Genomic DNA, 25653 nt, shown 5'->3' with positions numbered 1-25653 from the left:
TCGCTCAGTAAGTAACGGCGAACGCCCCCGCTGAGAGGCGGGGGCACTCGCCCGGATTAACCGACGAAGGATGAACGAAAAAGATGGGCATCCGTAAACTCAAGCCGACGACCCCGGGTCGCCGCGGCGCCAGTGTCTCGGACTTCGCCGAGATCACGCGCAGCACGCCCGAGAAGTCGCTGCTTGCGCCCTTGCACAGCAAGGGCGGCCGTAACGTCCACGGCCGAGTCACCACCCGCCACCAGGGTGGCGGCCACAAGCGCGCGTACCGGATCATCGACTTCCGGCGCCACGACAAGGACGGGATCCCGGCCAAGGTCGCTCACATCGAGTACGACCCGAACCGCACGTCCCGCATCGCGCTGCTGCACTACGCCGACGGGGAGAAGCGCTACATCCTCTGCCCGACCGGCCTGAAGCAGGGCGACAAGATTGAAAACGGCCCCACGGCCGACATCAAGCCGGGTAACTGCCTCCCGCTGCGCAACATCCCGACCGGTACCTTCATCCACGCGGTGGAGCTCCGTCCGGGCGGCGGCGCCAAGCTGGGCCGGTCCGCCGGCGCGCAGATCCAGCTTCTCGCCAAGGAGGGCCAGTACGCCACGCTGCGTATGCCCTCCGGTGAGATGCGCCAGGTCGACGTCCGCTGCCGGGCCTCCATCGGCCAGGTCGGCAACGCCGAGCAGGCCAACATCAACTGGGGTAAGGCCGGCCGTATGCGGTGGAAGGGCAAGCGCCCCACCGTCCGCGGTGTCGCGATGAACCCGGTCGACCACCCGCACGGTGGTGGTGAGGGTAAGACCTCCGGTGGTCGTCACCCCGTCAACCCGAAGGGCAAGCCCGAGGGTCGTACTCGTGCGGCGAACAAGGCCAGCGACCGGCTGATCATCCGTCGTCGGACTAAGCGGAAGAAGCGGTAGGAGCAGCCCAAATGCCACGTAGCCTTAAGAAGGGTCCCTTCGTGGACGACCACCTTCAGAAGAAGGTGGATGCCCAGAACGAGAAGGGCACCAAAAACGTCATCAAGACGTGGTCACGGCGCTCCATGATCGTGCCCGACATGCTCGGTCACACGATCGCCGTTCACGACGGCCGCAAGCACGTCCCGGTGTTCGTCACCGAGTCGATGATCGGCCACAAGCTCGGTGAGTTCGCGCCCACGCGGACGTTCCGCAGCCACGTCAAGGAAGACCGCCGCAGCCGGCGATAAGCGCCTTGGGAAGAGGACGTCGAGCCGGGAACGGTCGGAAGGCGAGAGCCGCACCGATCACCCGTGAGGCGAGACGGACTCGGCCCACACGAAGCAGAAGGTAAGAGGAGTAAGCGATGGAAGCCAGGGCTCAGGTGCGGTTCGCGCGCCACACGCCCATGAAGGCCCGCCGCGTGGTGGACCTCATTCGCGGGCTGCCCGCTTCGGAGGCGCAGGCCGTGCTGCAGTTCGCTCCCCAGTCGGCGAGCGAGACCGTGTACAAGGTGCTGTCCAGCGCCATTGCCAACGCGGAGCACAACTTCAAACTCGACCGTGGCACGCTCTTCGTGAGCCGCGCCTGGGTCGACGAGGGCCCGACGCTGAAGCGGTTCCGTCCCCGCGCTCAGGGTCGTGCCTATCGGATCAACAAGCGGACGAGCCACATCACCGTGATCGTGGAGTCCCGCGAGCCGAAGGGGAGGACCCGCTAGTGGGTCAGAAGGTTAACCCGCACGGGTTCCGCCTCGGCATCACGACCGACTTCAAGAGCCGGTGGTATGCCGACAAGCTCTACAAGTCGTACGTGGCCGAGGATGTGGCGATCCGCCGCATGCTCAAGAAGGGCATGGAGCGGGCCGGCATCTCCAAGGTGGAGATCGAGCGGACCACCGACCGGGTTCAGGTCGACATTCACACCGCCCGTCCGGGCATCGTCATCGGCCGCCGCGGCGCCGAGGCCGACCGGATCCGCGGTGACCTTGAGAAGCTGACCAAGAAGCAGGTCCAGCTGAACATCCTTGAGGTCAAGAACCCCGAGATCGACGCGCAGCTCGTCGCCCAGGGTGTCGCCGAGCAGCTGTCCAGCCGTGTCTCGTTCCGTCGGGCCATGCGCAAGGCCATGCAGTCGGCCATGAAGAGCGGCGCCAAGGGCATCCGGGTGCAGTGCTCCGGTCGTCTGGGTGGCGCCGAGATGTCGCGCTCGGAGTTCTACCGCGAGGGCCGCGTGCCCCTGCACACGCTCCGCGCCGACATCGACTACGGCCTGTACGAGGCCCGTACCACCTTCGGCCGCATCGGCGTGAAGGTGTGGATCTACAAGGGTGAGGCCCCGACCAGCCGCGCCGAGCGCGAGGCGGCCGCCGCCGGTGCCCGTGCCGGTCAGCGTCGGGACCGTGACGACCGCCGTGGTGGCGGCGCCGGTGGCGACCGTCCCCGTCGTGGTGGCGGCGCCGGTGGCGACCGTCCCCGCCGTGGCGGTGGCGCCGGTGGCCGTGGCGACCGCGCCCCCAGGACCGAGGCGGCCTCTCAGGCTGCCCCCGAGACCGGCCCGGCTGCGCAGCCGGGTGCTGAAGGGAGCTGACCATGCTGATCCCGCGCAGGGTCAAGCACCGCAAGCAGCACCGGCCCGACCGTCACGGTGCCGCCAAGGGCGGCACCAGGGTCGTGTTCGGCGAGTTCGGCATTCAGGCACTTGAGCACTCCTATGTGACCAACCGCCAGATCGAGTCGGCTCGTATCGCCATGACCCGTCACATCAAGCGTGGCGGCAAGGTCTGGATCAACATCTACCCGGACCGCCCCCTCACCAAGAAGCCGGCCGAGACCCGGATGGGTTCCGGCAAGGGTTCGCCGGAGTGGTGGATCGCCAACGTCAAGCCCGGCCGCGTCATGTTCGAGCTGTCGGGTGTCGCGGAGCCGGTGGCCCGCGAAGCCCTGCGTCGTGCGATGCACAAGCTCCCGATGAAGTGCCGGTTCGTTAAGCGTGAAGTGGGTGAGGCGTGATGGCTAAGGGCCTGACCGCCGGTGAGCTGCGGGTGGAGGACCAGGACACCCTGGTCCAGAAGCTGAAGGAAGCCAAGGAGGAGCTGTTCAACCTCCGCTTCCAGGCCGCGACCGGCCAGTTGGAGAGCCACGGGCGGCTGCGTGCTGTCCGCCGCGAGATCGCCCGTATCTATACCGTGATGCGCGAGCGGGAGCTCGGCATTGTGACGGTTGAGAAGGAGTCGATCGATGGCTGAGACAGCCGCTGAGAGCACGACCAAGGCGCGGAACTACCGCAAGACCCGTGAGGGTCTGGTCGTCAGTGACAAGATGGACAAGACCGTCGTCGTCGCTGTCGAGGACCGCGTCAAGCACCCCTTGTACGGCAAGGTCATCCGTCGGACGACCAAGTACAAGGCACACGACGAGGCCAACTCGTGCGGCATCGGTGACCGGGTTCTCCTGATGGAGACCCGGCCCCTGTCGGCCAGCAAGCGCTGGCGGGTCATTGAGATCCTGGAGAAGGCCAAGTAACGACGCGCCTCGTGGGGGGTGGCCATGTCACCCCCCACGACGGTGTCCAAGGGGGCGGAGTTGATCTCCGTTCCGCCCGTGGCCGCGGTCCGGGGAGGAGCAGGCCAGGCCGGATCCGGCGGAGGGCGCGAGCCGTACCGCCGGGGCACGGTGAGGCAGGCTCGGCCCGGCAGGACTGTCGCCGGGGGAAAAAGACCACATCAGGTTCCGCAAGGCTCACCCGAGGGTGAGAACCGGCGAGACAAACAGGAGTACAAGTGATCCAGCAGGAGTCGCGACTCAAGGTCGCCGACAACACGGGTGCGAAGGAAGTCCTCTGCATCCGCGTTCTCGGCGGCTCGGGTCGGCGCTACGCGGGAATCGGCGACATCATCGTCGCCACGGTCAAGGACGCCATTCCCGGCGGCACCGTGAAGAAGGGCGACGTCGTCAAGGCGGTCATCGTCCGTACTGTCAAGGAGCGCCGCCGGCCCGACGGCTCCTACATCCGCTTCGACGAGAACGCCGCCGTCATCATCAAGGACAGCGGCGACCCTCGTGGTACGCGTATCTTCGGTCCCGTCGGACGTGAGCTGCGTGACAAGAAGTTCATGCGCATCATCTCGCTCGCGCCGGAGGTGTTGTAATGCCGAAGCTGCATGTCAAGAAGGGCGACCTGGTCCTTGTCATCGCCGGCAAGTACAAGGGTACCCAGGGTCGTGTGATCGCCGCCTTCCCGCGCGAGGACCGCGTGGTCGTCGAGGGCGTCAACATGATCAAGAAGCACTCCAAGGAGACCCACCAGGGACCGCGCGGCGCCAAGACCGGCGGTGTGCAGACCATGGAGGCTCCCATCCACGTGAGCAACGTCAAGAAGCTCAAGGATGACGAGAAGCCTGCCAAGAAGGAGCCGGCCAAGAAGGCCGGCTCTGACGAGTCGGGTGAGGACAACTGATGACCGCGAACACCACAGAGACCGTCGAGGTCGGCCGTCCCGTTCCGCGCCTCAAGCAGCGCTACCGCGAAGAGATCATCGCGAAGCTGAACGAGCAGTTCGGGTTCGAGAACATCATGCTGGTGCCCACGATCACCAAGATCAAGGTGAACATGGGTGTCGGCGAGGCCGCGCGCGACTCGAAGCTCATCGACGGCGCGGTCCGTGACCTCACCGCGATCACCGGTCAGAAGCCGGCGGTCGTCCGGGCACGCAAGTCCATCGCCCAGTTCAAGCTGCGCGAGGGCATGCCGATCGGCGCCCACGTCACGCTCCGCGGTGACCGCATGTGGGAGTTCCTCGACCGGCTGCTCTCGCTGGCGCTGCCCCGCATCCGTGACTTCCGCGGTCTGTCGCCCAAGCAGTTCGACGGCAACGGCAACTACACCTTCGGTCTCACCGAGCAGGTCATGTTCCACGAGATCGACCAGGACAAGGTCGACCGCCAGCGTGGCATGGACATCACGGTCGTGACCACCGCTAAGACCGACGACCAGGGCCGGGCGCTGCTCAAGCTTCTCGGATTCCCCTTCAAGGAGGCCTGATCATGGCGAAGACGTCGCTCAAGGTCAAGGCTGCTCGCAAGGCCAAGTTCGAGGTCCGGGCGTACACTCGGTGCTCGCGCTGTGGTCGTCCCCGCGCCGTCTACCGGAAGTTCGGCCTGTGCCGCATCTGCTTCCGTGAGATGGCGCACCGGGGCGAGCTGCCCGGCATCACCAAGTCGAGCTGGTAGTACGACCGCGCGGCCCGCGAGCACCGCGGGCCGCGCGGTACCAGCCCCATAGAGAAGTCGTATTCACCGGGCGCTGCCTCAAGCGCCCATGACCGCACCGAAGGTCCCTTGCGGAAACCGCGGTGAGGAAGGCCACCGGCCATGACGATGACCGACCCGATCGCAGACATGCTGACGCGTCTGCGAAACGCGAACTCGGCGTACCACGACACCGTGGCGATGCCGTACTCGAAGATCAAGGCGCACATCGCCGAGATCCTCCAGCAGGAGGGTTACATCCAGGCCTGGAGCGTCGAGGACGCCAAGGTCGGAAAGAACCTCGTGGTGGAGCTCAAGTTCGGGCCGAGCCGTGAGCGGTCGCTCTCTGGCCTGCGCCGGGTTTCCAAGCCCGGTCTGCGGGTCTATGCGAAGAAGGACAACCTGCCCCGGGTCCTGGGTGGACTGGGCGTCGCGATCATCTCGACGTCCGGTGGACTCATGACCGACAAGCAGGCCGGCAAGCGTGGAGTGGGCGGGGAAGTCCTCGCCTTCGTTTGGTAGAAGGGAGAAATCACAGCATGTCGAGAATCGGACGGCTGCCCATCCCTGTACCGAACGGCGTGGACGTCGCCATCGACGGCCGGGACGTCACGGTCAAGGGTCCCAAGGGCACCCTCTTTCAGAAGATCGCTGAGCCGATCGACGTCGCCAAGGGTGACGACGGTGTGGTAACCGTCACGCGCCCCAACGACGAGAACAAGGTCCGTGCGCTGCACGGGCTGTCCCGCACGCTGATCGCCAACATGGTGACCGGTGTGACCCAGGGATACTCCAAGACCCTGGAGATCGTGGGTGTCGGTTACCGTGTGCAGGCCAAGAGCCCGACTCAGCTTGAGTTCGCTCTCGGCTTCAGCCACCCGGTGATCGTGGACGCCCCCGAGGGTGTCTCCTTCCGCGTGGAGAAGCCGACCCTGTTCCATGTGGACGGCATCGACAAGCAGAAGGTCGGCGAGATCGCCGCGAACATCCGTAAGTTGCGCAAGCCCGACCCCTACAAGGGCAAGGGCGTGCGTTACCAGGGCGAGGTTATCCGCCGCAAGGTCGGAAAGGCTGGTAAGTAGGCATGGCTGGCAAGACTGCGTTCGGCAAGCACACGGCCGCCCGCGCCGTCTCGCGGGCCCGCCGCCACGGCCGAGTCCGCAAGAAGGTGGTCGGTACGGCCCAGCGTCCGCGCCTGGTCGTCAATCGTTCCACGCGACACCTGTTCGTGCAGATCGTCGACGACTCCCAGGGTCACACGCTGGTGAGCGCCTCCACCATGGACGCCTCCCTGCGCACGGCGCCGGGCGCCAAGACCGACAAGGCGAAGCAGGTCGGCGAGCTTCTCGCTCAGCGGGCCAAGGCCGCCGGGATCACCGCGGTCGTGTTCGACCGTGGTGGAAACCGTTACGCGGGCCGCCTGGCCGCTCTCGCGGACAGTGCCCGTGAAGGCGGGCTGGAGTTCTGATGGCCCGTTCTAACAAGAGCAACGAGAAGAGGAACCACTGATGGCTGGAGCTCCGCGTCGCGGTGGCGCCGCCGGTGGCGAGCGGCGTGATGGTCGTCGTGACGATCGCCGCGGTGGCAACGCCGACAAGGGCGTCTCGTACATCGAGCGCGTCGTAAAGATCAATCGAGTGGCCAAGGTCGTGAAGGGTGGTCGTCGCTTCAGCTTCACCGCCCTCGTCATCGTCGGTGACGGCAACGGCATGGTCGGCGTCGGCTACGGCAAGGCCAAGGAAGTTCCGGCCGCCATCGCCAAGGGCGTCGAAGAGGCCAAGAAGCACTTCTTCAGGGTGCCCCGCATCCAGGGCACCATCCCGCACATCGTGCAGGGTGAAGAGGCCGCGGGTGTCGTCTTCCTCCGTCCGGCCTCGCCCGGTACCGGCGTCATCGCCGGTGGCCCGGTGCGCGCCGTCCTGGAGTGCGCCGGCATCCACGACGTCCTGTCCAAGTCGCTTGGCTCGGACAACCCGATCAACATCGTGCACGCCACCGTGGCCGCTCTGAAGGGCCTCAGCCGCCCCGAGGAGATCGCGGCCCGCCGTGGCCTGCCGATCGAGGACGTCGCCCCCAAGGCGATGCTCAAGGCTCGCGCCGAGGGCCTCGCCGAGGCCGCGGCAGCCAAGGCGGTGAGCTGAACCGATGGCACGCCTGAAGATCACGCAGGTCCGCTCCAAGATCGGCGGCAAGCAGAACCAGCGTGACTCGCTGCGTTCGCTCGGTCTGAAGCGAATCGGCGACGTCGTCGTCAAGGAGGACCGCCCGGAGATCCGCGGCATGGTCTCCGTGGTGACGCACCTCGTCACCGTGGAAGAGGTCGACTGACATGGCAGAGAACACTCCGCTCCGTATCCACCACCTGCGTCCGGCCCCCGGCGCCAACAAGTCCAAGGTCCGCAAGGGTCGTGGCGAGGCGTCCAAGGGCAAGAGTTCCGGTCGCGGTACCAAGGGCACGAGGGCCAGGAACAAGGTTCCCCTCGGTTTCGAGGGTGGCCAGGTTCCGCTCCAGCGCCGCCTGCCCAAGATGAAGGGCTTCTCCAACGCCCTTTTCAAGACGACCTACCAGGTCGTCAACCTGGACAGGCTCGGCGAGCTGTTCCCCGAGGGTGGCGACGTCACCGTCGAGGCGCTGGTCGCCAAGGGCGCGGTCCGTAAGAATCAGCTGGTGAAGGTCCTGGGAACCGGTGATCTCTCTGTGGCGTTGAACGTGCGGGCGCACGCCTTCTCCGCCAGTGCCAAGGAGAAGATCGCCGCTGCCGGGGGCTCCGTCTCCGAGCTGTAGATGAAGCTGTAGGCATGAATACGCGGCGCGGGGGCTCATTATGGGCCCCCGCGCCCGTAGTGCGTTAGAGTTCGCTGGACAGCAAGACTCAACTCGTTTCCACGAGCTCGTTGACTTGATGTGGCAAAGATGGAACACCCCCGCACCATCGCTGACCGACCTCGCCTTTTAGGCGCGCAGGAGGGACCGTGCTGACCGCGTTTACCCGAGCGTTCCGTACGCCGGACCTGCGCAAGAAGTTGCTCTTCACCCTGGGCATCATCGCGCTGTTCCGACTCGGTTCGGTTCTTCCGACTCCGGGCGTGCATACGGAGAACATCAGCCGCTGTCTCAACCAGGCGAAGGCCGGAGACGCGGGCAACATCTATGGAATGGTGCAGTTGTTCAGCGGTGGCGCGCTGCTGAAGCTGTCGGTGTTCGCCCTCGGCATCATGCCGTACATCACCGCAAGCATCATCCTTCAGCTTCTGGTCGTGGTGATCCCCCGTCTGGAGGCCCTCAAGAAGGAGGGCCAGGCCGGCCAGACCAAGATCACACAGTATACGCGTTATCTGACCATCGGCCTTGCGGTTCTCCAATCAACCGCCTTCATCGCCCTCGCGCGCAGCGGGCAGCTGTTCCCGCAGTGCCGCGAGGACATCCTGCTGGACAAGGACAACATCTTCGCCATCCTCACGATGGTGCTCACCATGACCGCCGGTACCGCGGTCATCATGTGGCTGGGTGAGCTCGTCACCGACCGAGGCGTCGGCAACGGCATGTCCATTCTGATCTTCACCCAGGTCATCGCGGTCTTCCCGGTCGAATTGATGACCATCGCCCGCACCAAGGGCCTCTTCGTCTTCAGCGTGGTGATCGTCACAGGCATCGCGATGATCGGCCTGGTGGTCATGGTCGAGCAGGCCCAGCGCCGGATTCCGGTGCAGTACGCCAAGCGCCTGGTGGGGCGCCGGATGTACGGCGGGACCTCGACCTACATCCCGCTGAAGGTGAACCAGGCGGGCATCATCCCCGTCATCTTCGCCTCCTCGCTGCTCTACCTCCCGCAGTTGGTCACCACGCTCTTCACCAACTCCCAGGAGGAGCCGAACGCCGTCGTCCAGTGGATCAACCAGAACCTGGTCTCGGGCGACACCCCGGCTTACATGCTGACCTTCTTCCTGCTGATCGTCTTCTTCACCTACTTCTATGTGTCCATTACCTTCAACCCCGTTGAAGTCGCCGACAACATGAAGAAGTACGGTGGGTTCATCCCGGGTATCCGCCCGGGCCGGCCGACGGCTGAGTACCTGAACTACGTGCTCACGCGACTCACCGCTCCTGGTGCGCTCTATCTGGGCCTGATCTCCATGGTGCCGATCGTCGCTCTAGCCCTCGTCGGTGCGAGCCAGAACTTCCCGTTCGGAGGGACGAGCATTCTGATCATGGTTGGTGTCGGCCTGGACACCGTGAAGCAGATCGAGAGCCAGCTCCAGCAGCGCAACTATGAAGGTTTCCTGAAATAGTGCGCCTTGTCCTGGTCGGGCCCCCCGGAGCGGGTAAGGGGACGCAGGCCCAGTTCATCGCATCGAACCTGTCCATCCCGAAGATTTCGACAGGTGACATCTTCCGCGCCAATGTCTCGGGTGGCACGGAACTCGGCAGACTTGCCAAGGAGTACATGGACCGTGGCGACCTTGTACCCGACAAGGTGACCATCGCGATGGTGCGAGACCGCCTCTCCGAGTGTGACGCGCTCGACGGCTTCCTGCTCGACGGCTTCCCCAGGAACGTGCCCCAGGCCGAGATCCTGAAGAAGATGCTCGCCGAGTTCGGGGTCGGCCTGGACCTCGTCCTGGAGCTCGTGGTGGACGACGAGGAGGTCGTGCGCCGGCTGGCCGGGCGCCGGACCTGCAGCCAGTGCGGGCGTATCTGGCACGTCGACTTCGACGACAAGAAGGACGACATCTGCGACGCCTGCGGCGGGCGGCTCTACCAGCGCGACGACGACAAGGAACGGACCGTCCGGCACCGGCTGGAGGTCTACCAGGAGCAGACCGCCCCGCTCGTCTCCTTCTACGCCGACGAGGGCATCCTGGTCGGGGTGGACGCGACCGGTCCGGTGGAAGAGGTCACCCAGCGCGCGATGGAGGCTCTGAGCCCCTTCGCGGGTTAGCTGCGTCTCTCTAGCACGCCATCCATGACGTCTCATGGATGGCGTGCTGTCGTTTAGGGCACAATTGGGGGAATTGGGCTCCCGAATTGTCCGTTGAATCACCCCAGGGGGGGAGCACGTGTTCAAAAAGAACAGGCACGGAATCCAGATAAAGACGCCCGAGCAACTGGAGAGGATGCGGGCGGCGGGCCTGGTGGTCGGCCGGACCCTGCAGCTGCTCCGCGAGAGCGTCCAGCCGGGGATGACACCCCTGGATCTCGACGGGATCGCGGAGAAGGCCATCCGGGGTGAGGGCGCCGTTCCCTCCTTCAAGGGTTACCAGGGTTTCCCGGCCACGATCTGCGCGTCGGTGAACCACGAGGTCGTTCACGGCATTCCGAGCAGCCGGCGTGCGCTGCGGGAGGGCGACGTCATCTCCATCGACTGCGGCGCCATCCTGGACGGCTGGCACGGCGACTCGGCCATCACCGTCCCGGTCGGCGAGGTGAGCCCCGGGCTGACCGAGCTGATGCGGGTCACCGAGGAGGCCATGTGGCGGGGGATCGCCGCGCTCACCGTGGGCCGCCACCTGTCCGACATCGGCCACGAGGTGGAGAGATACGTCCGCTCCCAGGGCCGCTACGGCATCCCCCAGGAGTACGGCGGGCACGGCATCGGCACCGAGATGCACATGGACCCCTGGGTCGCCAACCACGGCAAGCCGGGCAGGGGGCCGCGCTTCGAGCCGGGCATGTGCTTCGCGGTCGAGCCGATGGTCAACCTCGGCACCGACCGGACCAAGGTGCTGGCCGACGACTGGACCGTTGTCACCGTGGACGGCAAAGCGTCCGCGCACTTCGAGCACAGCGTCGCCGTGACACATAATGGACCTTGGGTACTGACCGCCCTTGACGGAGGTAAAGAGCGGCTTACCGGACTGTTGGGAGATACGGGTAGCTGACCTGCCCGTTCACGAGTGGATGTGGTCGACGATGGTGCCTGGTCCGGAGATGCGAGCCTCGGATGGAGACCGGGACAAGGTCGCCACCGTGCTGCGCGAGCACTATGCCCAGGGCCGGCTCACCGGCGAGGAGTTCGACGAGCGGCTGGAGCGGCTCTACACCAGCAAGACGTACGGCGAGCTCGCCACGCTCACCTCCGACCTTCCCGACGTCGACCTGCGACGACTCCCCGCGACCTCCCAGAACCACCCGGAGCGGCGGAGTGAGGCGCGGCACAAGGGCGTCAAGGCGCTCTGGGCCACCTGGGCGGTGGCCAGCGGTGTCAACTGGACGATCTGGTTCATCCTCGGCGTGACCAACGGCCTCGACTTCCCCTATCCGTGGCCGCTCTGGGTGATGGGGCCGTGGGGGGTGGTGCTGCTGCTCAGCACGTTCTTCGCCGACCCGGACGGCAAGGCGAAGCGGTAATAGTCCACTCTGCGGGGTGAGTGCGTATTCCTCCGCAGACCGGGGCGAGAGGGCTTCCTAGTGTGGGCGGTGTTCGGAAGAGCGGCACCCCTCACCGGAGGAAGACATGCGAAAGATCCCCACCCTTGTCGTCGGCACCGCCCTCGTCGGTTTCCTCGCCGCGGGCCTGGCCGCGGCGCCCGCCCAGGCCGCGACCGCCGGCACGGCCGCCGCCCAGTCGGCGCAGGCTCCGGGCAAACACTTCTTCGGCCCTTACTACTCGCGCTTCGGCGGTGGCGAGGACTCCGGTCACCGGTCCCTGTTCAAGGGGTACTGGTACAAGGAGAGCGGCCACTACTGGTTCTTCGGCGACCTGTCCGACCGGGACCACGACCGCGAGTCCAGCTACGTGTGGTTCAAGTGGCATGACGACTCCGGCAGCCACGTCAAGTACTACAAGACCTCCGGCGGCCGGCACTTCGACAGGTTCGGCGGTTTCAGCAAGGACGACGGCTTCGACGACTTCAAGGTCCGGGTCTGCGAGGGCGGCAACCGCTTCGACGACTGCGGCGGCTGGGGTGACGCCTTCTGATGCGGTGATCACGGATCTTCACCGGGGCGCGCGCCGCCCACCGGCGCCGGCCGGGCCGCCAACACTGACAACGTCGGCAAGCCCTCCGATGATCAGGTCATCGGAGGGCTTTTCGCGTTCTGTCAGAACTTTACCGCCAGGGGCAGTTGGGGCAGGTGAGGCAGGGTAGGTGATCGTTGTCGGGGCACGCCGTGAGGTGGAGGTGGGGGATGGGCCTCAGGCGAGACCCGGTGGCGTCGGGCAGGGCCGTGACGGGCGCGGCGGCGGCGGGTGTCGCCGTGTTCTCCGTGTTCGTGGGCGGTACGGCCGGGGTCGCCGGCGCCACCGGGACCGGTGGCGGGGCCGGCGATGTGCGGGTCACGCCGTCCACGGTCCGTCCCGGGCAGCTTGTGAGCATCTCGGCGAATTCGTGTGTCGCTCCGGCGACCGCCTACTCGGCCGCGTTCCACGCCACCTCGGCACGGCTCAGGGAGGGCGCCGAGACGATGCGGGGCACCGCCCGCATCAGCTCGCACGCCGCGCCCGGAACCTACGCCATCACCGTCCGCTGCGTCAGGGGCGGGCCGTACAACGGCACCTTCGTCGTGGACGACCTGCACCCCACCGCCGCCCCCGACACCGGCGGGGGCGGCCTCGCCATGACGGTCTCCGACAGCCCCGCGCGCACGGCCTGGCTCTTCGGGGCGCTCGTCATGGTCGTGACGGTTCTGGGGGCGGGTCTCGCGCTGGCGCGCGGACACCGCAGAAGGAGCGATCACTAGACTTCCGTGCCCGTCCGGGACTGCTTACGCGGGTCATCGGCGGGACCGCGCTCCGGGCGGGCACGGATCCATCCCCCTCGCCTGCGCGCTGGCGGGCCTCATCCTGATGACCGGGTGTGGCGGAGCCGTGCCCGGCGACGGGGCGCGGTGGCCGGTGGGCGTCCGGGTGGACGCGTCACCGGGGTGGACCGGGTTCGGCGGCCCCGGCTGGCCGACGCCGCTCACCCGGCTGCCGGGCCGCGCCGAGCCGACCCGCGTCATGATCCCGAGGATCGGGGTGAACGCCCCGCTGGTGGTGCTCGGAGTGGACGGCGGCGGCCGGCTGGCCGTGCCGCCGCTCGACCACGCCGACGCCGCGGGCTGGTACGGCGAGGGCCCGACGCCGGGAGAGCCCGGCTCCGCGGTCATCGTCGGCCACCTCGACACCAGGACCGGGCCCGCGGTGTTCGCCCGGCTCGGTGAGCTGAGGTCCGGGGACTCGATCGGGGTGGCGCGCGGGGACGGCACCGTGGCGGTCTTCGCGGTGGAACGGCTGGAGCAGGCCCCCAAGAGCCGGTTTCCCGCCGACCGGGTGTACGGGTCGACGGGCGGCAGGCGGCTCAGGCTTGTCACCTGCGGCGGCGCCTTCGACCAGGCAAGACGCTCCTATGCCGACAACGTGATCGTCCACGCGGTGTACCGTGCGGCATATCTCACCTCAGATCTGCGGTATCCTGAATAGCGGTTGTGTCAAGGCACCGGCCGTCTGCTTCGTATTTCCTCGCCTGGTGCCGTACACTCCTTTTTCGGTTCACTATGGCCCATTGCGCGTCGGCGGTGTCGCAACCGCCGCTCTCATCGAAGCGCTGGGTCGCGGCTGCTTAGTGTTCCGAAGCCTCAGACGACCGATCAGTGAAACGCGAGGGACATGGCCAAGAAGGACGGCGCCATCGAGATCGAGGGCACTGTGGTTGAGTCGCTCCCGAACGCGATGTTCCGGGTGCAGCTCGACAACGGCCATAAGGTCCTGGCCCACATCAGCGGGCGGATGCGGATGCACTACATCCGGATCCTTCCTGACGACAGGGTTGTCGTCGAACTGAGCCCCTACGACCTCAGTCGTGGGCGGATCGTCTACCGATACAAGTAAGCGTCTGAGGGACGAACAAGGGACTATGAAGGTCAAGCCGAGCGTCAAGAAGATCTGCGACAAGTGCAAGGTGATCCGCCGGCACGGTCGTGTCATGGTGATCTGCGACAACCTGCGCCACAAGCAGCGTCAGGGCTAGTCGCAGCCAACAGGTCCCCATGGAGTCCGCTCATCAGTGGCGGACTCGACCCATGTGGGGCCACAAAGTAATCGCGTTTCACACCTGCGCAGGCGGCCACGGCCGTACCCCGCAGGAGACCCCCGGTCGGAGGCCGGGGCCCTCACCCCGGGCATGGGGAGGGGAGGTGAGGCGCAGGACCTCCGCCACAACGAAGGAGAATGCCCGACCATGGCTCGCCTGGTTGGCGTCGACCTCCCCCGCGACAAGCGGCTGGAGATCGCTCTCACCTACATTTTCGGGATCGGTCGCACTCGCGCGCTCGAAACCCTCAAGGCCACCGGCGTGAGCGGAGACCTCCGGGTTCACCAGCTCACCGACGAAGAGCTCGTGCCGCTGCGCGACTACATCGAGGCGAACTTCAAGATCGAGGGTGACCTCCGCCGCGAAGTTCAGGCCGACATCCGTCGCAAGATCGAGATTCAGTGCTACCAGGGCATCCGGCACCGCCGTGGCCTTCCGGTGCACGGTCAGCGCACGCAGACCAACGCACGCACCCGTAAGGGCAAGAAGAAGACCGTGGCCGGCAAGAAGAAGCCCGGTAAGAAGTAGTCCGCGTAGCCGCAGGACCGAAGACCTCAGGAGTGAAGGCAAAGAATGCCTCCTAAGAGCCGTCAGGGTGCCCCGAAGAAGGTGCGCCGCAAGGAAAAGAAGAACGTCGCTCACGGGCACGCCCACATCAAGAGCACGTTCAACAACACCATCGTTTCGATCACCGACCCGAGCGGGAACGTGATCTCCTGGGCCAGCGCCGGCCACGTCGGGTTCAAGGGCTCCCGTAAGTCCACCCCGTTCGCCGCGCAGATGGCCGCCGAGAACGCCGCGCGCCGGGCCATGGAGCACGGCATGCGCAAGGTCGACGTCTTCGTCAAGGGCCCCGGTTCCGGCCGTGAGACCGCGATCCGTTCGCTGCAGGCGACCGGCCTTGAGGTCGGTTCCATCCAAGACGTCACCCCCGTTCCGCACAACGGTTGCCGTCCGCCCAAGCGCCGTCGCGTCTGACGCCCAGGAGAAGATAGAAAATGGCTCGTTACACGGGTGCGGACTGCAAGCTCTGCCGTAGGGAGAAGACCAAGCTCTTCCTCAAGGGCAAGAAGTGCGAGTCCGCGAAATGCCCCATCGAGATCCGTCCTTACCCGCCGGGTGAGCACGGCCGCGGCCGGCCCAAGGAGTCTGAGTACCAGCTCCAGCTCCGCGAGAAGCAGAAGACCCGTCGCATCTACGGCGTCCTTGAGAAGCAGTTCCACAACTACTACGAGGAAGCCAACCGCAAGACCGGCAAGACCGGCGAGAACCTTCTCCAGATCCTGGAGAGCCGTCTCGACAACGTGGTCTACCGCGCCGGTTTCGCCGAGTCCCGCGACGCGGCCCGTCAGCAGGTCCGGCACGGCCACATCCTGGTGAACGGCAAGAAGGTCGACATCCCGTCGTACCGCGTGCGTGAGCACGACATCGTCGAGGTCCGTGAGAAGTCGCGCAACCTTCTGCCCTACGAGGTCGCCCGCGCCACCGCCGGTGACAAGACGTACCCGGCGTGGCTGGGCGTCGTCCCGGACGCGCTCCGCGTCCTGGTGCACCAGCTCCCGGTCCGTCAGCAGATTGACACCCAGGTCCAGGAACAGCTGATCGTCGAGCTCTACTCCAAGTAGCGGCTCCTGCCAGGTGCCGTGCGGTTCGCCGTACGGCACCTATGCTGTTGTACGAGCGACGTCAAATAGCGGGCGTCGCCATTCAGGGGGAGATCCCACATGCTGATCGCTCAGCGACCGACCCTTCTTGAGGAAGCCCTTGAGGAGACCAGGTCCAAGTTCATCATCGAGCCGCTGGAGCCGGGTTTCGGCTACACCATCGGCAACTCGCTCCGGCGCACCCTGCTGTCGTCCATCCCGGGTGCGGCCGTGACCAGCATCCGCATCGAGGGCGTGCTGCACGAGTTCTCCACCGTGCCGGGTGTCAAGGAGGATGTCACCGACATCATCCTGAACCTCAAGGAACTGGTCGTCTCCTCGGAGCACGACGAGCCGGTGGTCATGTACCTGCGCAAGCAGGGCCCCGGTGACGTCACCGCCGCCGACATCGCGCCCCCGGCCGGTGTCGAGGTGCACAACCCCGAGCTGCGCATCGCCACGCTGAACGGCAAGGCGAAGCTGGAGATGGAGCTGACCGTCGAGCGCGGTCGCGGCTACGTCTCCGCCGCGCAGAACAAGCAGCCCGGCCAGGAGATCGGCCGCATCCCGATCGACTCCATCTACTCGCCGGTCCTCAAGGTCACCTACAAGGTCGAGGCGACCCGTGTCGAGCAGCGCACCGACTTCGACCGTCTGATCCTGGACGTCGAGACCAAGCCGTGCATGAAGCCCCGCGACGCGGTGGCCTCGGCCGGTAAGACCCTGGTCGAGCTGTTCGGTCTCGCCCGCGAGCTCAACGTCGAGGCCGAGGGCATCGACATCGGCCCGTCGCCGACGGACGCGGCCCTGGCCGCCGACCTGGCGCTGCCGATCGAGGAGCTGAACCTCACCGTCCGCTCCTACAACTGCCTCAAGCGCGAGGGCATCCACACCGTGGGTGAACTCGTCGCCCGCAGCGAGCAGGACCTCCTCGACATAAGGAACTTCGGCGCGAAGTCCATAGAAGAGGTCAAGCAGAAGCTGCACGAGATGACGCTCGCGCTGAAGGACTCCCCGCCCGGGTTCGACCCCAGCGCGGTGGCCGGCGGCGGCTACGACGACGACGACAGCGCGTACGCCGAGACCGAGCAGTACTGATTTTCTACTACTGACGGGGGTCCGCGGATCCCCGGCCCGACCGCGGTACCTCGTACGGCCGCGGCGGGTTAACTCTCAAGGAGAACGAAATGCCCAGGCCTACCAAGGGTGCCCGTCTCGGCGGCAGCCCGGCTCACGAGCGGCTGATTCTGGCGAACCTCGCCACCCAGCTGTTCCAGCACGGCCGGATCAAGACCACCGAGACGAAGGCCAAGCGCCTCCGTCCGCTGGCGGAGAGGCTGATCACCAAGGCGAAGAAGGGCGACATGCACAACCGTCGCCAGGTGCTGAGGGTCGTCCGTGACAAGAGCGTCGTCCACCACCTCTTCACCGAGATCGCGCCGACCTTCGCCGAGCGCCCCGGTGGCTACACCCGCATCACGAAGATCGGCCTCCGTAAGGGCGACGCCGCCCCCATGGCCGTCATCGAGCTGGTGGCCGAGCCGCTGAACACGGTCCGCGTCGGCAGCCAGGCCCCGGCCGCGGCCAAGAAGGAGCCGAAGGTCACCGAGGCTCCCGTCGAGGAGACCAAGGCCGAGGCCGCCGAGGAGCCGGAGGCCGCCGAGACTCCGGCCGAGGAGACCGAGGCCAAGAAGGACAACGCCTGATTTTTCAGGCTCTGTGAACGGGTCCGGCATCCCCTAGGGGGAGACGCCGGACCCGTTTTACGTTCTCCGAAAGGAACATCGTGGTACGGCTGCGCCTGGATCTCGCCTATGACGGCACCGGCTTCTCCGGCTGGGCCAAGCAACCGGCCCGGCGGACGGTCCAGGGCGAGATCGAGGAGGCGTTCGGCAGGATCCTCAGGTTTCCCGAGCCGCCGACGTTGACCGTGGCCGGGCGGACCGACGCCGGGGTCCACGCCCGAGGCCAGGTGGCCCACGTCGACCTGGAGACCGGCGCGCTGGGCGCGCTGGAGTGGCGGCAGCGGCGGGGGGCGCCCGCCGGCGACGGCCTCGCCGACCCCACCACCCCCGAGGGCGTCGACGAGCGCCTTCCTCTGCTCGTCAGGAGACTGTCGGGTCTTCTGCCGTCCGATGTCCGGGTCCACGGTGTCACCAGGGCCCCCGAGGGCTTCGACGCCCGGTTCTCCGCGATGTCACGGCGTTACGCCTACCGGATCTGCGACGCCCCCGGCGGCGGCGACCCGCTCCGCCGCCACGAGGTCGTCTGGCACCCCCGCCCCCTCGACGCCGACCGGCTGAACGCGGCGGCCGCCGCCCTGCTGGGCGAGCACGACTTCGCCGCCTTCTGCAGGAAACGCGAGGGCGCGACCACGATCCGCGAACTCCAGCGGCTCGACTGGGTCCGGCGGGACGACCTCCTGGTCGCGACGGTGGTGGCCGACGCCTTCTGCCATTCGATGGTCCGGGCGCTCGTCGGGTCGCTGCTCCCGGTGGGAGAGGGACGCCTGCCGGCCGCCTGGCCCGGCCAGGTGCTGACGCGGGCCGTACGGGACTCCGGGGTGCACGTGGCACCGGCGCACGGCCTCTGCCTGGAGGAGGTGCGCTACCCGGACGCGGGGGAGCTGGCCAGGCGGGCCGCCGAGACCCGCCGGGTCCGTACCCTCGGCGCCTGAGACCGCCCTGCGCCCCGAGCGGGCCGCGCCCGGGGAAACCCCCGGGGGGTGTGCCCGGCGGGCGGGCGCCCGCTCAGCCTGTCAGGCGGTGCTCCACCACCTTGGCGGTCTCGTCCCGGAAGGCGCCGCTGACCCTTCCGAGCGCCTTCTCCTTCACCGTCGGGGTGTGGCCGTCGCTGAAGGTGGCGTAGCTGAACACGATGTAGCGGCCCCAGAGCAGCCCGGCCGCGTAGCCGCCCGCCATGTGAACGCGCTCGGCTCCGCTGTTCGAGGCCCCGGGCAGGCCGCGGAACCACAGGTTGCTGTTCAGGTTCTTGGCCTGGTCGACCTCGACCGCCGACTCCCGGGTGGGCAGCACCGCGATCCCCGTGGTCACGGCGTACTTCTTCCTGCCGTCCACGTATGTGGCCCGTAGCACCTGGCGGCAGTCCTGGCTGCGCAACGTGTCGGCGAACTGGCCGGCCGCTGCCTCCTGGCATCTCTGGGTGGTCTCGGCCTTGACCCGGACGAACACGGTCCCGGCCAGGGTCACCCTCTTGGCGAAGGCGTCGGCCACGGTCAGCCTGCCCGGATCGGTCCTCTCCGAGTTGAGTACCTCGGTGTTGATCGGATCCGGCTCGATCGGGCTCGTCACACCCCCCTCGGAGTCGAAGGGGGTGGAGCCGGAGGGCGGATCGGCCGCGCTGACCGACTTCTTGGCGCTGAACGACTCGTAGGCGAAGAAGGCGCCGGTGCCGATGCCACTGATCACCAGCGTCACCACGGTGGCGATCAGCATGATGTCGCCCCGGCTGCGAACCGGGGGTGGCGGTTCGGCGGGGGGTTTGACCACGACCGCCGACGGCGGGGTGAACGCGCCGCGGAGCGCCACCTCACCGGAGGTGGGGGGCGGCGAGGCCGGCGGTGTCGGGGTGGGGGGGAACGACGGCGAGATCACCGGTATGCCTCCCGGAGGGGTTGGCTGGTCCACGGACTCCACGTACTCCACGGACTCCGAGGGCGACGTGGGGTCGCCCGGCTCGGTGGCGTGCGCGGCCGGAACGGGGGGGTGGATGGACGGTTGGAGCGGCGGCCCGAAGGCGGGGGCCGAGGTGGGGGCGGGGAGAGGGGCGGGGGGCCGTGGCGACGGCTCCGGTGCGGGTGAGGGGTCTCGCGCGGCTCCGGCGGGCTGGGCCGCGGGGTCGGCGGGCTGGGCCGCGGGGCCGGGCGGTGGCGCGGGATCCGCCGGTTCCCGGTGGCCGGGTACGGCGGGCCCGGCCGTGCGGACGCCGACGGTGTCCGCGCCGGGGTCGTGAGGGGGGATCGCGGAGGGCGGCCAGACGGGAACGTCGCCCGGCTCGGCCGGTCGGCCCGTCGTCTCCTCGGGGTCGGACCAGATCGGTTCCCCGGTGGCCGCGGGCCGGCGCGGGGTGCCGTGCGCGTCCGGGACAGGGGAGGGCCACACCTGCATGCCCGCCGCCGCGGCCGTGAAGGCGGGGGGCGGCTGCCACGGCGGGGCTCCGGGCACGATCGGCGCGGTGGACAGCGGCGTCTCGCCCGGTGCGCCGTTCCACGGAGGCGGGACATCCGACCACCCCGGGGCCGGGGCGGGAACCGGGAAGCCGGGTGGAGGGGGCGGGGGCTGCGGTGGTTGCGGACCGGACCGCGCCCCCGGCCGAGGGGTTGATCCCGGGACGGGCCGCACGCCGGGTTGAGTGCCTGAACCCGGGTCCGAAGGTTCCTCGGGCGCGCCTGAACGCGGGTCTGAACGCCCGCCGGGCCGGGTGTCCGGCCGCGGGCTGTGGTAGGGGGTGTCCGGCCATGGAGCGGGCAGGTCGTCCTCGGGGTCGGAGAACCAGTCGTAGGAGGAGCCGTCGTCACCGGGGGCCGTCCACGCCCTGGCCGTCCCCGATGCCTGTTCCGGCCATGCCGGAGGGGCGTAGGAGGGGGCGTCGTCACCCGCGAGATCGGCCCGTGGCACGTGTGGCGATGGCTGGCCGAAACTCGGCGGAGGCGTCGCCGGTACGGCCGAACCGTCGGCTGCACGCTCGTGCTCGGACCCGGATTCCTGGCCACGCATACGGGGAAGCGTAGCGACAGCCGGAGATCGGCACGCGGGTATGGGCGTTCCTGGCCGTATCGCCCGCCAGTTTTATTGGGAAAAACGACTGCTTGAACCTTTGGTCAGGGGCGCTTGCCGGTCAGCGATCGAGACTCCAGAGCGGGCGTGACGGTCGCGTCGGCGGCACCGAAGGCGGCCCGATTCAGCGGCTTGACCTCGGCTTTCTTCGGCAGGTGGCCGTCCTTGTACTGGAACCAGACCATCACCGCGTAGTGCCCGTGCCGCCACCCTCCCGCGAACGCCTCACCCGTGCCGAGAAATTTGGTGACGGTGTCCTTACCGGGGAGCGCCTTGAGGTACTCCTCCCGAGACTTGCCGGCCCCGACCGAGACGACCTTGGCCGCCGCCGCGGACGTCCTGAGGTTGGCGACGCCCACGGTGCCGATGATCTTCCCCGAGGCGTCGCGGAAGCTGGCCCGCAGGATCTGGGTGCACTTGCCGTCGGTGAGCGCCTTCTGGAGCTTGTCGCCCACCACGGCGTCCTTGCACTTCTTGTCGGTTCTGCGAGTGGTCATCAGGTAGGTCTGCCCGCCGTACGACGCCTTCCTGTGTTTGAACAGCTCGCTCAGCGTGAGCGGGTGAGGGTCGGTGGCACGGGCGGCGGCGAAGCCGAACTTGCCGCCGGGGGTGTGCGGGGCGGGGGCGCTGGACGCGCTGGCCGGGGGGCTGGCCGTACCGGACGCCGGAGGCTCCTCGGAGCCGGCGAGCATGGCCAGGCCGACGCCCGCGGCGACCAGCGCGCCGAGCGCGCCGACCGCGATGAGGATCGGCCGCCGGGAGCGCGGGCCGTCGTCGTAGGGGCTCCACATCGCCTGCTGCGGCTGCTCCGGCGGCTGGGCGCGCCTCGGCGGAGCGGACGGTCCGGGGGTGGCCGTGGATTCGGGCGCGCGTCCGGGTGCGTGGCCCGGCTGCGGCGACTCGAACCAGCGCTCGCCCTGCGCGGGCGGCACCTGTCCCTCCGGCTGGACGTACGGCTGGCGGCGCGGCGGCTCCCCCGGAAAACCCATGGGCAGAGACTAACCCTGATCACCGGCCGATTCACTCAGGAGTACCCGAAGTCCTGTGTCCACCAGGGGCCGCCGGGACCGTCCACGACCCCGACGCCGGTGGTGGTCAGCCGGCAGTTGAGGAGATTGCTCCGATTGCTGCCGGTGGTCATCCAGTTCCGCACCGCCTCGGTGGCCGAGGTGTAGCCCCGGCCGATGTTCTCCGCGCCCCCGTCGCGGTAGCCGGCGGCCTCCATCCGCTCCCAGGGGGACGCGCCGTCGGGGGAGCTGTGGGAGAAGACACCCTCCTGCGCCATCTCGGCGGAGTGCTCCCTGGCCGACCGGGTCAGCCGACGGTCGATCCGGAACGGCGCGCACCCGGACCGCCGGCGCTCGATGTTGACCAGCCGGACGACCTCGTTCTCCAGCGCGCTGAGCGGATAGGAGGGGGCGGCGTTCTCCCGCTGCCCGCCGCTGATGATGGGGCGGGACTCGTCGTCGCCCTGGTAGCCCTCGACCGAGGTGCGGGGGGACCGGCTGGCGCGTGGGCTGGGCTGCTCCCGAGGTGCCACGGGGGACGCGGTGGGGCGCAGGACCCGGCCGAGCGGGGCGCGGCGGTCGGCGCCGCCGTACTCGGCCCCGGGGGTGGCGGTGGGTTTGGCGGGCCCGGTGTTGTTCAGGTAGATCTGGTCGGGTGTCGCCTCGTCGCGGCTCCCCCGGCCGATCAGGAACCCGAGCAGCAGCACCGTCATCAGGCACGTGAACAGCCCCATGCGGCGCAGGCTGGTCCGCTGGGTATGCCAAGGATTGGAGGACTGCCACATACCGCTGCCAAAGATAGAGATGTTTGTGGCGAGGAAGAAGAGAATGTCGAGAACGTGTCGGAACCGTTCTGTGAGGGCTGAGGGGCCGGCCGGGGTGCGGCGGGCCCCGGGCACTCCCCGGACGTGGGTAGACTGTCCGGGGACACCGGTGAAGTGTGCCGTCTTTTTGACCCGTGCTCATCCCCGCCGGTATCCTGCTAGTTCGTTGTGTGCGAATTGGTCTCCTCCGTGGACCGATACGCGGCGCGTCCGGCGTCATCTCCTGAACCGTGGGAGACGGAAGGTCCGGGCTGTCGTGTGCCCGCACCTACCGACCACGTTGCCGTCATCTCCGGCGGCCCCGAAGACGCGAGCAAAGAAGGCATACGACCGTGCGCACGTACACACCTAAGCCTGCCGAAGTCGAGCGTCAGTGGCACATCATCGACGCCACCGACATCGTGCTCGGCCGGCTTGCCAGCCACGTCGCGATCCTGCTTCGCGGTAAGCACAAGCCGACCTTCGCCAACCACGTCGACACCGGTGACTTCGTCATCGTCATCAACGCCGACAAGGTCGCACTGACCGGTAACAAGCTCCAGCAGAAGAAGGCGTACCGTCACTCGGGCTACCCCGGTGGTCTGCGTTCGGTGACCTACGGCGAGCTCATGGACAAGCGTCCCGACCGCGCCGTTGAGAAGGCGATCAAGGGCATGCTGCCCAAGAACGCCCTCGGCCGGAAGATGATCAAGAAGCTCAAGGTCTACGCGGGTTCCGAGCACCCGCACCAGGCCCAGCAGCCGGTGCCCTTCCAGCTCACCCAGATCGCCCAGTAGTCGCTAGCTGCTTATCGCCAGTAGCGTTGGCCGACGGCCGACGCCAAGTAGGAAAGTAAGAGGAGAACCGTGGCTGAGCCCACCGGTGTCGAGACGCCCGTCGAGGGCGAGCAGGAAGCCTATTCCGCGGAGGAGTTCCCCTCCGAGTACACCTCCGAGTCCACCACCGCCGGCGGCGAGGCCGCCGTCCGTAAGCCCATCACGACGGGCAACTCCTACGGCACCGGCCGCCGCAAGGAGGCCGTGGCCCGCGTGCGCATCGTGCCGGGCACCGGCAAGTGGACGATCAACGGCCGTCCGCTGGACGTCTACTTCCCGAACAAGGTCCACCAGCAGATCGTCAACGAGCCCTTCGTGACGCTCGGCGCCGAGGACCAGTTCGACGTCATCGCCCGGATCGACGGCGGCGGCGTGACCGGCCAGGCCGGTGCTCTGCGGATGGGCCTCGCCCGTGCGCTCACCGCCCTGGACGTCGAGGTCAACCGCGCTCCGCTGAAGAAGGCCGGCTTCCTGACCCGTGACGCCCGCGCCACCGAGCGCAAGAAGTACGGCCTCAAGAAGGCCCGCAAGGCTCCGCAGTACAGCAAGCGTTAAGTTGGGGCGCCTGTTCGGCACCGACGGGGTACGTGGGGTCGCCGGTCGCGACCTCACGGCCGAGCTCGCCATGGACCTGTCCGTGGCCGCGGCTCATGTCCTCGGCGACGCCGGGGCGTTCAACGCCGGCGTCGGGCGGCGAGGCCGCCCGATCGCCGTCGTGGGCCGGGACCCGCGGGCTTCAGGGGAATTCCTGGAGGCCGCCGTGGTCGCCGGCCTCGCGTCGTCCGGCGTGGACGTTCTCCGGCTCGGCGTGCTGCCCACCCCGGCGGTCGCTTACCTGACCACGGCTCTCGGAGCCGACATGGGCGTGATGATCTCCGCCTCCCACAACCCCGCCCCGGACAACGGGATCAAGTTCCTCACCCAAGGTGGCTACAAGCTGCCCGACACGGTGGAGGGCGAGATCGAGCGGCGGCTCGGCGAGGAGTGGGACCGCCCGGTCGGCGCCTCGGTCGGCCGCGTGCGCGAGGCGTACGGCGAGGCCGACCGTTACGTGTCCCACGTGCTGTCCACGGTCTCCGGCCGCCTGGAGGGCCTGGACATCGTCCTCGACTGCGCCAACGGCGCCGCCCACATGGTGGCTCCCGAGGCGTTGATGAGGGCCGGAGCCAGGGTGGAGACCGTCGGGGCACGTCCCGACGGACTCAACATCAACGCCGGATGCGGCTCCACCCATCTGGACAGGCTCCAGCAGATCGTGATCTCCCGCGGCGCGGACGCCGGGATCGCCTACGACGGGGACGCCGACCGCTGCCTGGCGGTCTCGCACACCGGCGAGGTGATCGACGGCGACCAGATCATGGCTGTGCTCGCCACCGCCATGCACGCCGAGGGGAGGCTGGCGGGCGACACAGTGGTCGCCACGGTCATGTCCAACCTGGGCTTCAAGATCGCGATGCGGAACGCCGGCATCGACGTGATCGAGACCGCCGTGGGCGACCGCTACGTGCTGGAGGCCATGAGGGCCGGCGGCCACAACCTCGGCGGTGAGCAGTCCGGTCACGTCCTCATGCTCGACCACGCCACCACCGGGGACGGTCTGCTGACCTCGCTCCACCTGCTGGCGGTCGTCGCCCGGGAGGGCAGGCCGCTGGCGGAGCTCGCCTCGGTGATGACCCGGCTCCCGCAGGTCCTGGTCAACGTCAAGGACGTGGACCGGGCGAAGGCCTCGGCTCCGGAGCTGTCCGCGGCGGTCGCCGTGGTGGAGTCGGAGCTCGGGGAGACCGGCCGGGTGCTGATCCGGCCGAGCGGCACCGAGCCCATGATCCGCGTCATGGTCGAGGCCTCCTCCGCGGAGCAGGCCGAGCAGATGGCGGACCGGCTGGCCCACGTCGTCCGTACGGCCTGCGTCTGAGACGACGCTCGTCTTCTCCCCCGGCGTGCCCCGCGCGCCGGGGGAGAAGACGGGACAGCCGGAACATCCTGTCCGGCGCCACGCCGAATCCCCGCATTCGTTGACACTCTCAGTAGTTGATCAGAAACTCTCAGTGGTTGTAGTGATCCCTCCTGTCGGGAGGAATGCCACCGGCGAGTGAATGAGGAACGAATGCTGGGACCCTTGGAGATTCGGCGGCCACGCCTCAGGCGGCCCGTGGCCGGGGCCGGGCCCGTGGCCGGGGCGGGCGTCACGATGACGGCGGGTGCCGTGATCTCCTCCGGCGCGGAGCCGTACCCCTCCCAGGCCGGGTTCGTCGGTGGCCGGATGCCCATGCCCGTCCGTCACGAGGGGCGCCCGTCCGGCCGCTCGGACACCACGTGGTCCTCCTGTAGGGCGTGACCCCATATCGTGG

General features: G+C 68.1%; 39 protein-coding genes. 36 read left to right on the top strand and 3 right to left on the bottom strand.

Features of this window, described 5'->3' with window-relative positions; genetic code table 11:
* Positions 1-83: 83 nt before the first annotated feature.
* The 32 genes from rplB (at position 84) to truA (ending at position 18540) form a co-directional block, all read left to right on the top strand.
* Positions 84-920: a 50S ribosomal protein L2 gene (gene rplB / locus ABZ194_RS09585; RefSeq protein ID WP_271220144.1), complete on the top strand. Its 837-nt coding sequence runs from the start codon at positions 84-86 to the stop codon at positions 918-920.
* An 11-nt stretch (positions 921-931) separates the two neighbouring features.
* Positions 932-1210 (top strand): 30S ribosomal protein S19, encoded by a 279-nt coding sequence (rpsS, locus tag ABZ194_RS09580; protein ID WP_030451498.1) that lies wholly within the window; start codon positions 932-934, stop codon positions 1208-1210.
* A gap of 116 nt (positions 1211-1326) precedes the next feature.
* Positions 1327-1680, top strand: coding sequence for a 50S ribosomal protein L22 (gene rplV / locus ABZ194_RS09575; protein ID WP_089210179.1), 354 nt, complete (start codon positions 1327-1329; stop codon positions 1678-1680).
* Complete coding sequence (rpsC, locus tag ABZ194_RS09570; RefSeq protein WP_355594198.1) at positions 1680-2549, top strand: 30S ribosomal protein S3; 870 nt, start codon at positions 1680-1682, stop codon at positions 2547-2549. The genes rplV and rpsC overlap by 1 nt, the downstream gene beginning before the upstream one ends.
* 2 nt (positions 2550-2551) lie before the next feature.
* Entirely contained in the window at positions 2552-2971 is a 420-nt protein-coding gene (gene rplP / locus ABZ194_RS09565; RefSeq protein WP_012887838.1) for a 50S ribosomal protein L16, read from the top strand.
* On the top strand, positions 2971-3207 hold the full coding sequence (gene rpmC, locus ABZ194_RS09560; RefSeq protein WP_012887839.1) for a 50S ribosomal protein L29: 237 nt from the start codon (positions 2971-2973) through the stop codon (positions 3205-3207). The genes rplP and rpmC overlap by 1 nt, the downstream gene beginning before the upstream one ends.
* Positions 3200-3484: a 30S ribosomal protein S17 gene (gene rpsQ / locus ABZ194_RS09555; protein ID WP_355594196.1), complete on the top strand. Its 285-nt coding sequence runs from the start codon at positions 3200-3202 to the stop codon at positions 3482-3484. Before rpmC ends, rpsQ begins: the two co-directional genes overlap by 8 nt.
* Before the next feature lie 257 nt (positions 3485-3741).
* Positions 3742-4110 carry a 50S ribosomal protein L14 gene (rplN, locus tag ABZ194_RS09550; protein ID WP_012887841.1) on the top strand — a complete coding sequence of 123 codons (369 nt, stop codon included), beginning with the start codon at positions 3742-3744 and terminating at the stop codon, positions 4108-4110.
* 8 nt (positions 4111-4118) lie between these two features.
* Positions 4119-4418, top strand: a complete 300-nt coding sequence (gene rplX, locus ABZ194_RS09545) for a 50S ribosomal protein L24 (protein ID WP_355594283.1) — start codon at positions 4119-4121, stop codon at positions 4416-4418.
* Positions 4418-5002, top strand: a complete 585-nt coding sequence (gene rplE / locus ABZ194_RS09540; RefSeq protein WP_355594194.1) for a 50S ribosomal protein L5 — start codon at positions 4418-4420, stop codon at positions 5000-5002. Before rplX ends, rplE begins: the two co-directional genes overlap by 1 nt.
* A 2-nt stretch (positions 5003-5004) precedes the next feature.
* Positions 5005-5190, top strand: a complete 186-nt coding sequence (locus tag ABZ194_RS09535) for a type Z 30S ribosomal protein S14 (protein ID WP_012887844.1) — start codon at positions 5005-5007, stop codon at positions 5188-5190.
* A 141-nt stretch (positions 5191-5331) separates the two neighbouring features.
* Positions 5332-5730 (top strand): 30S ribosomal protein S8, encoded by a 399-nt coding sequence (rpsH, locus tag ABZ194_RS09530; RefSeq protein WP_355594192.1) that lies wholly within the window; start codon positions 5332-5334, stop codon positions 5728-5730.
* A 17-nt stretch (positions 5731-5747) separates the two neighbouring features.
* Positions 5748-6290 carry a 50S ribosomal protein L6 gene (rplF, locus tag ABZ194_RS09525; RefSeq protein ID WP_355594190.1) on the top strand — a complete coding sequence of 181 codons (543 nt, stop codon included), beginning with the start codon at positions 5748-5750 and terminating at the stop codon, positions 6288-6290.
* Between the two features lie 2 nt (positions 6291-6292).
* Positions 6293-6676 carry a 50S ribosomal protein L18 gene (gene rplR, locus ABZ194_RS09520; protein WP_355594188.1) on the top strand — a complete coding sequence of 128 codons (384 nt, stop codon included), beginning with the start codon at positions 6293-6295 and terminating at the stop codon, positions 6674-6676.
* Between the two features lie 40 nt (positions 6677-6716).
* Positions 6717-7349 (top strand): 30S ribosomal protein S5, encoded by a 633-nt coding sequence (rpsE, locus tag ABZ194_RS09515; protein WP_271220150.1) that lies wholly within the window; start codon positions 6717-6719, stop codon positions 7347-7349.
* 4 nt (positions 7350-7353) lie between these two features.
* The gene (gene rpmD / locus ABZ194_RS09510) at positions 7354-7536 is read left to right on the top strand and encodes a 50S ribosomal protein L30 (RefSeq protein ID WP_068896549.1); all 183 of its coding nucleotides are present in this window, start codon (positions 7354-7356) and stop codon (positions 7534-7536) included.
* A gap of 1 nt (position 7537) precedes the next feature.
* The gene (gene rplO / locus ABZ194_RS09505; RefSeq protein ID WP_355594185.1) at positions 7538-7993 is read left to right on the top strand and encodes a 50S ribosomal protein L15; all 456 of its coding nucleotides are present in this window, start codon (positions 7538-7540) and stop codon (positions 7991-7993) included.
* Between the two features lie 188 nt (positions 7994-8181).
* Entirely contained in the window at positions 8182-9498 is a 1317-nt protein-coding gene (gene secY, locus ABZ194_RS09500; protein WP_355594183.1) for a preprotein translocase subunit SecY, read from the top strand.
* The gene (locus ABZ194_RS09495; RefSeq protein WP_355594181.1) at positions 9498-10148 is read left to right on the top strand and encodes an adenylate kinase; all 651 of its coding nucleotides are present in this window, start codon (positions 9498-9500) and stop codon (positions 10146-10148) included. The genes secY and ABZ194_RS09495 overlap by 1 nt, the downstream gene beginning before the upstream one ends.
* A gap of 118 nt (positions 10149-10266) precedes the next feature.
* On the top strand, positions 10267-11088 hold the full coding sequence (gene map / locus ABZ194_RS09490) for a type I methionyl aminopeptidase (RefSeq protein WP_355594179.1): 822 nt from the start codon (positions 10267-10269) through the stop codon (positions 11086-11088).
* Between the two features lie 49 nt (positions 11089-11137).
* The gene (locus ABZ194_RS09485; RefSeq protein WP_355594177.1) at positions 11138-11557 is read left to right on the top strand and encodes a DUF1707 domain-containing protein; all 420 of its coding nucleotides are present in this window, start codon (positions 11138-11140) and stop codon (positions 11555-11557) included.
* Between the two features lie 106 nt (positions 11558-11663).
* A complete protein-coding gene (locus ABZ194_RS09480) occupies positions 11664-12128 on the top strand; it encodes a hypothetical protein (protein ID WP_355594175.1) in 465 nt (154 codons plus the stop codon).
* Positions 12129-12337: 209 nt separating this feature from the next.
* Complete coding sequence (locus ABZ194_RS09475) at positions 12338-12889, top strand: hypothetical protein (RefSeq protein WP_355594173.1); 552 nt, start codon at positions 12338-12340, stop codon at positions 12887-12889.
* A gap of 106 nt (positions 12890-12995) precedes the next feature.
* Positions 12996-13610, top strand: a complete 615-nt coding sequence (locus tag ABZ194_RS09470; RefSeq protein ID WP_355594171.1) for a class F sortase — start codon at positions 12996-12998, stop codon at positions 13608-13610.
* A gap of 186 nt (positions 13611-13796) precedes the next feature.
* On the top strand, positions 13797-14018 hold the full coding sequence (gene infA / locus ABZ194_RS09465; RefSeq protein WP_012887858.1) for a translation initiation factor IF-1: 222 nt from the start codon (positions 13797-13799) through the stop codon (positions 14016-14018).
* Between the two features lie 25 nt (positions 14019-14043).
* Positions 14044-14157 (top strand): 50S ribosomal protein L36, encoded by a 114-nt coding sequence (rpmJ, locus tag ABZ194_RS09460; protein ID WP_003956441.1) that lies wholly within the window; start codon positions 14044-14046, stop codon positions 14155-14157.
* A 210-nt stretch (positions 14158-14367) separates the two neighbouring features.
* A complete protein-coding gene (rpsM, locus tag ABZ194_RS09455) occupies positions 14368-14748 on the top strand; it encodes a 30S ribosomal protein S13 (RefSeq protein ID WP_355594169.1) in 381 nt (126 codons plus the stop codon).
* A gap of 45 nt (positions 14749-14793) precedes the next feature.
* Complete coding sequence (gene rpsK / locus ABZ194_RS09450) at positions 14794-15198, top strand: 30S ribosomal protein S11 (RefSeq protein WP_012887860.1); 405 nt, start codon at positions 14794-14796, stop codon at positions 15196-15198.
* 20 nt (positions 15199-15218) lie between these two features.
* Positions 15219-15845, top strand: a complete 627-nt coding sequence (gene rpsD / locus ABZ194_RS09445; RefSeq protein WP_030912875.1) for a 30S ribosomal protein S4 — start codon at positions 15219-15221, stop codon at positions 15843-15845.
* 99 nt (positions 15846-15944) lie between these two features.
* Positions 15945-16961 carry a DNA-directed RNA polymerase subunit alpha gene (locus ABZ194_RS09440; RefSeq protein WP_355594167.1) on the top strand — a complete coding sequence of 339 codons (1017 nt, stop codon included), beginning with the start codon at positions 15945-15947 and terminating at the stop codon, positions 16959-16961.
* 89 nt (positions 16962-17050) lie between these two features.
* Positions 17051-17569: a 50S ribosomal protein L17 gene (gene rplQ / locus ABZ194_RS09435; protein WP_355594165.1), complete on the top strand. Its 519-nt coding sequence runs from the start codon at positions 17051-17053 to the stop codon at positions 17567-17569.
* Between the two features lie 80 nt (positions 17570-17649).
* On the top strand, positions 17650-18540 hold the full coding sequence (truA, locus tag ABZ194_RS09430; RefSeq protein WP_355594163.1) for a tRNA pseudouridine(38-40) synthase TruA: 891 nt from the start codon (positions 17650-17652) through the stop codon (positions 18538-18540).
* Positions 18541-18613: 73 nt separating this feature from the next.
* Here the strand turns inward: truA and ABZ194_RS09425 are convergent, their stop codons facing one another.
* From ABZ194_RS09425 to ABZ194_RS09415, 3 genes are all read right to left on the bottom strand, one after another.
* Positions 18614-20599, bottom strand: coding sequence for a hypothetical protein (locus ABZ194_RS09425; RefSeq protein WP_355594161.1), 1986 nt, complete (start codon positions 20597-20599; stop codon positions 18614-18616).
* A gap of 104 nt (positions 20600-20703) precedes the next feature.
* Positions 20704-21648 carry a hypothetical protein gene (locus ABZ194_RS09420; protein WP_355594159.1) on the bottom strand — a complete coding sequence of 315 codons (945 nt, stop codon included), beginning with the start codon at positions 21646-21648 and terminating at the stop codon, positions 20704-20706.
* Positions 21649-21683: 35 nt separating this feature from the next.
* Entirely contained in the window at positions 21684-22400 is a 717-nt protein-coding gene (locus tag ABZ194_RS09415; RefSeq protein WP_355594157.1) for a CAP domain-containing protein, read from the bottom strand.
* Positions 22401-22822: 422 nt separating this feature from the next.
* Here ABZ194_RS09415 and rplM point away from each other — a divergent pair, with 422 nt between their 5' ends.
* The 4 genes from rplM (at position 22823) to ABZ194_RS09395 (ending at position 25640) form a co-directional block, all read left to right on the top strand.
* On the top strand, positions 22823-23266 hold the full coding sequence (gene rplM / locus ABZ194_RS09410) for a 50S ribosomal protein L13 (RefSeq protein ID WP_355594155.1): 444 nt from the start codon (positions 22823-22825) through the stop codon (positions 23264-23266).
* A 69-nt stretch (positions 23267-23335) separates the two neighbouring features.
* Positions 23336-23860 (top strand): 30S ribosomal protein S9, encoded by a 525-nt coding sequence (gene rpsI / locus ABZ194_RS09405; protein WP_355594153.1) that lies wholly within the window; start codon positions 23336-23338, stop codon positions 23858-23860.
* 1 nt (position 23861) lies between these two features.
* The gene (glmM, locus tag ABZ194_RS09400) at positions 23862-25217 is read left to right on the top strand and encodes a phosphoglucosamine mutase (protein WP_355594151.1); all 1356 of its coding nucleotides are present in this window, start codon (positions 23862-23864) and stop codon (positions 25215-25217) included.
* Between the two features lie 192 nt (positions 25218-25409).
* Positions 25410-25640 (top strand): hypothetical protein, encoded by a 231-nt coding sequence (locus ABZ194_RS09395; RefSeq protein ID WP_355594149.1) that lies wholly within the window; start codon positions 25410-25412, stop codon positions 25638-25640.
* Positions 25641-25653: the final 13 nt, after the last annotated feature.

The organism is Streptosporangium sp. NPDC006007, from assembly GCF_040614315.1.
Lineage (GTDB): Bacteria > Actinomycetota > Actinomycetes > Streptosporangiales > Streptosporangiaceae > Streptosporangium.
The sequence above is the reverse complement of the archived record's forward strand: the minus strand, read 5'-3'. Positions and strand labels throughout refer to the sequence as shown.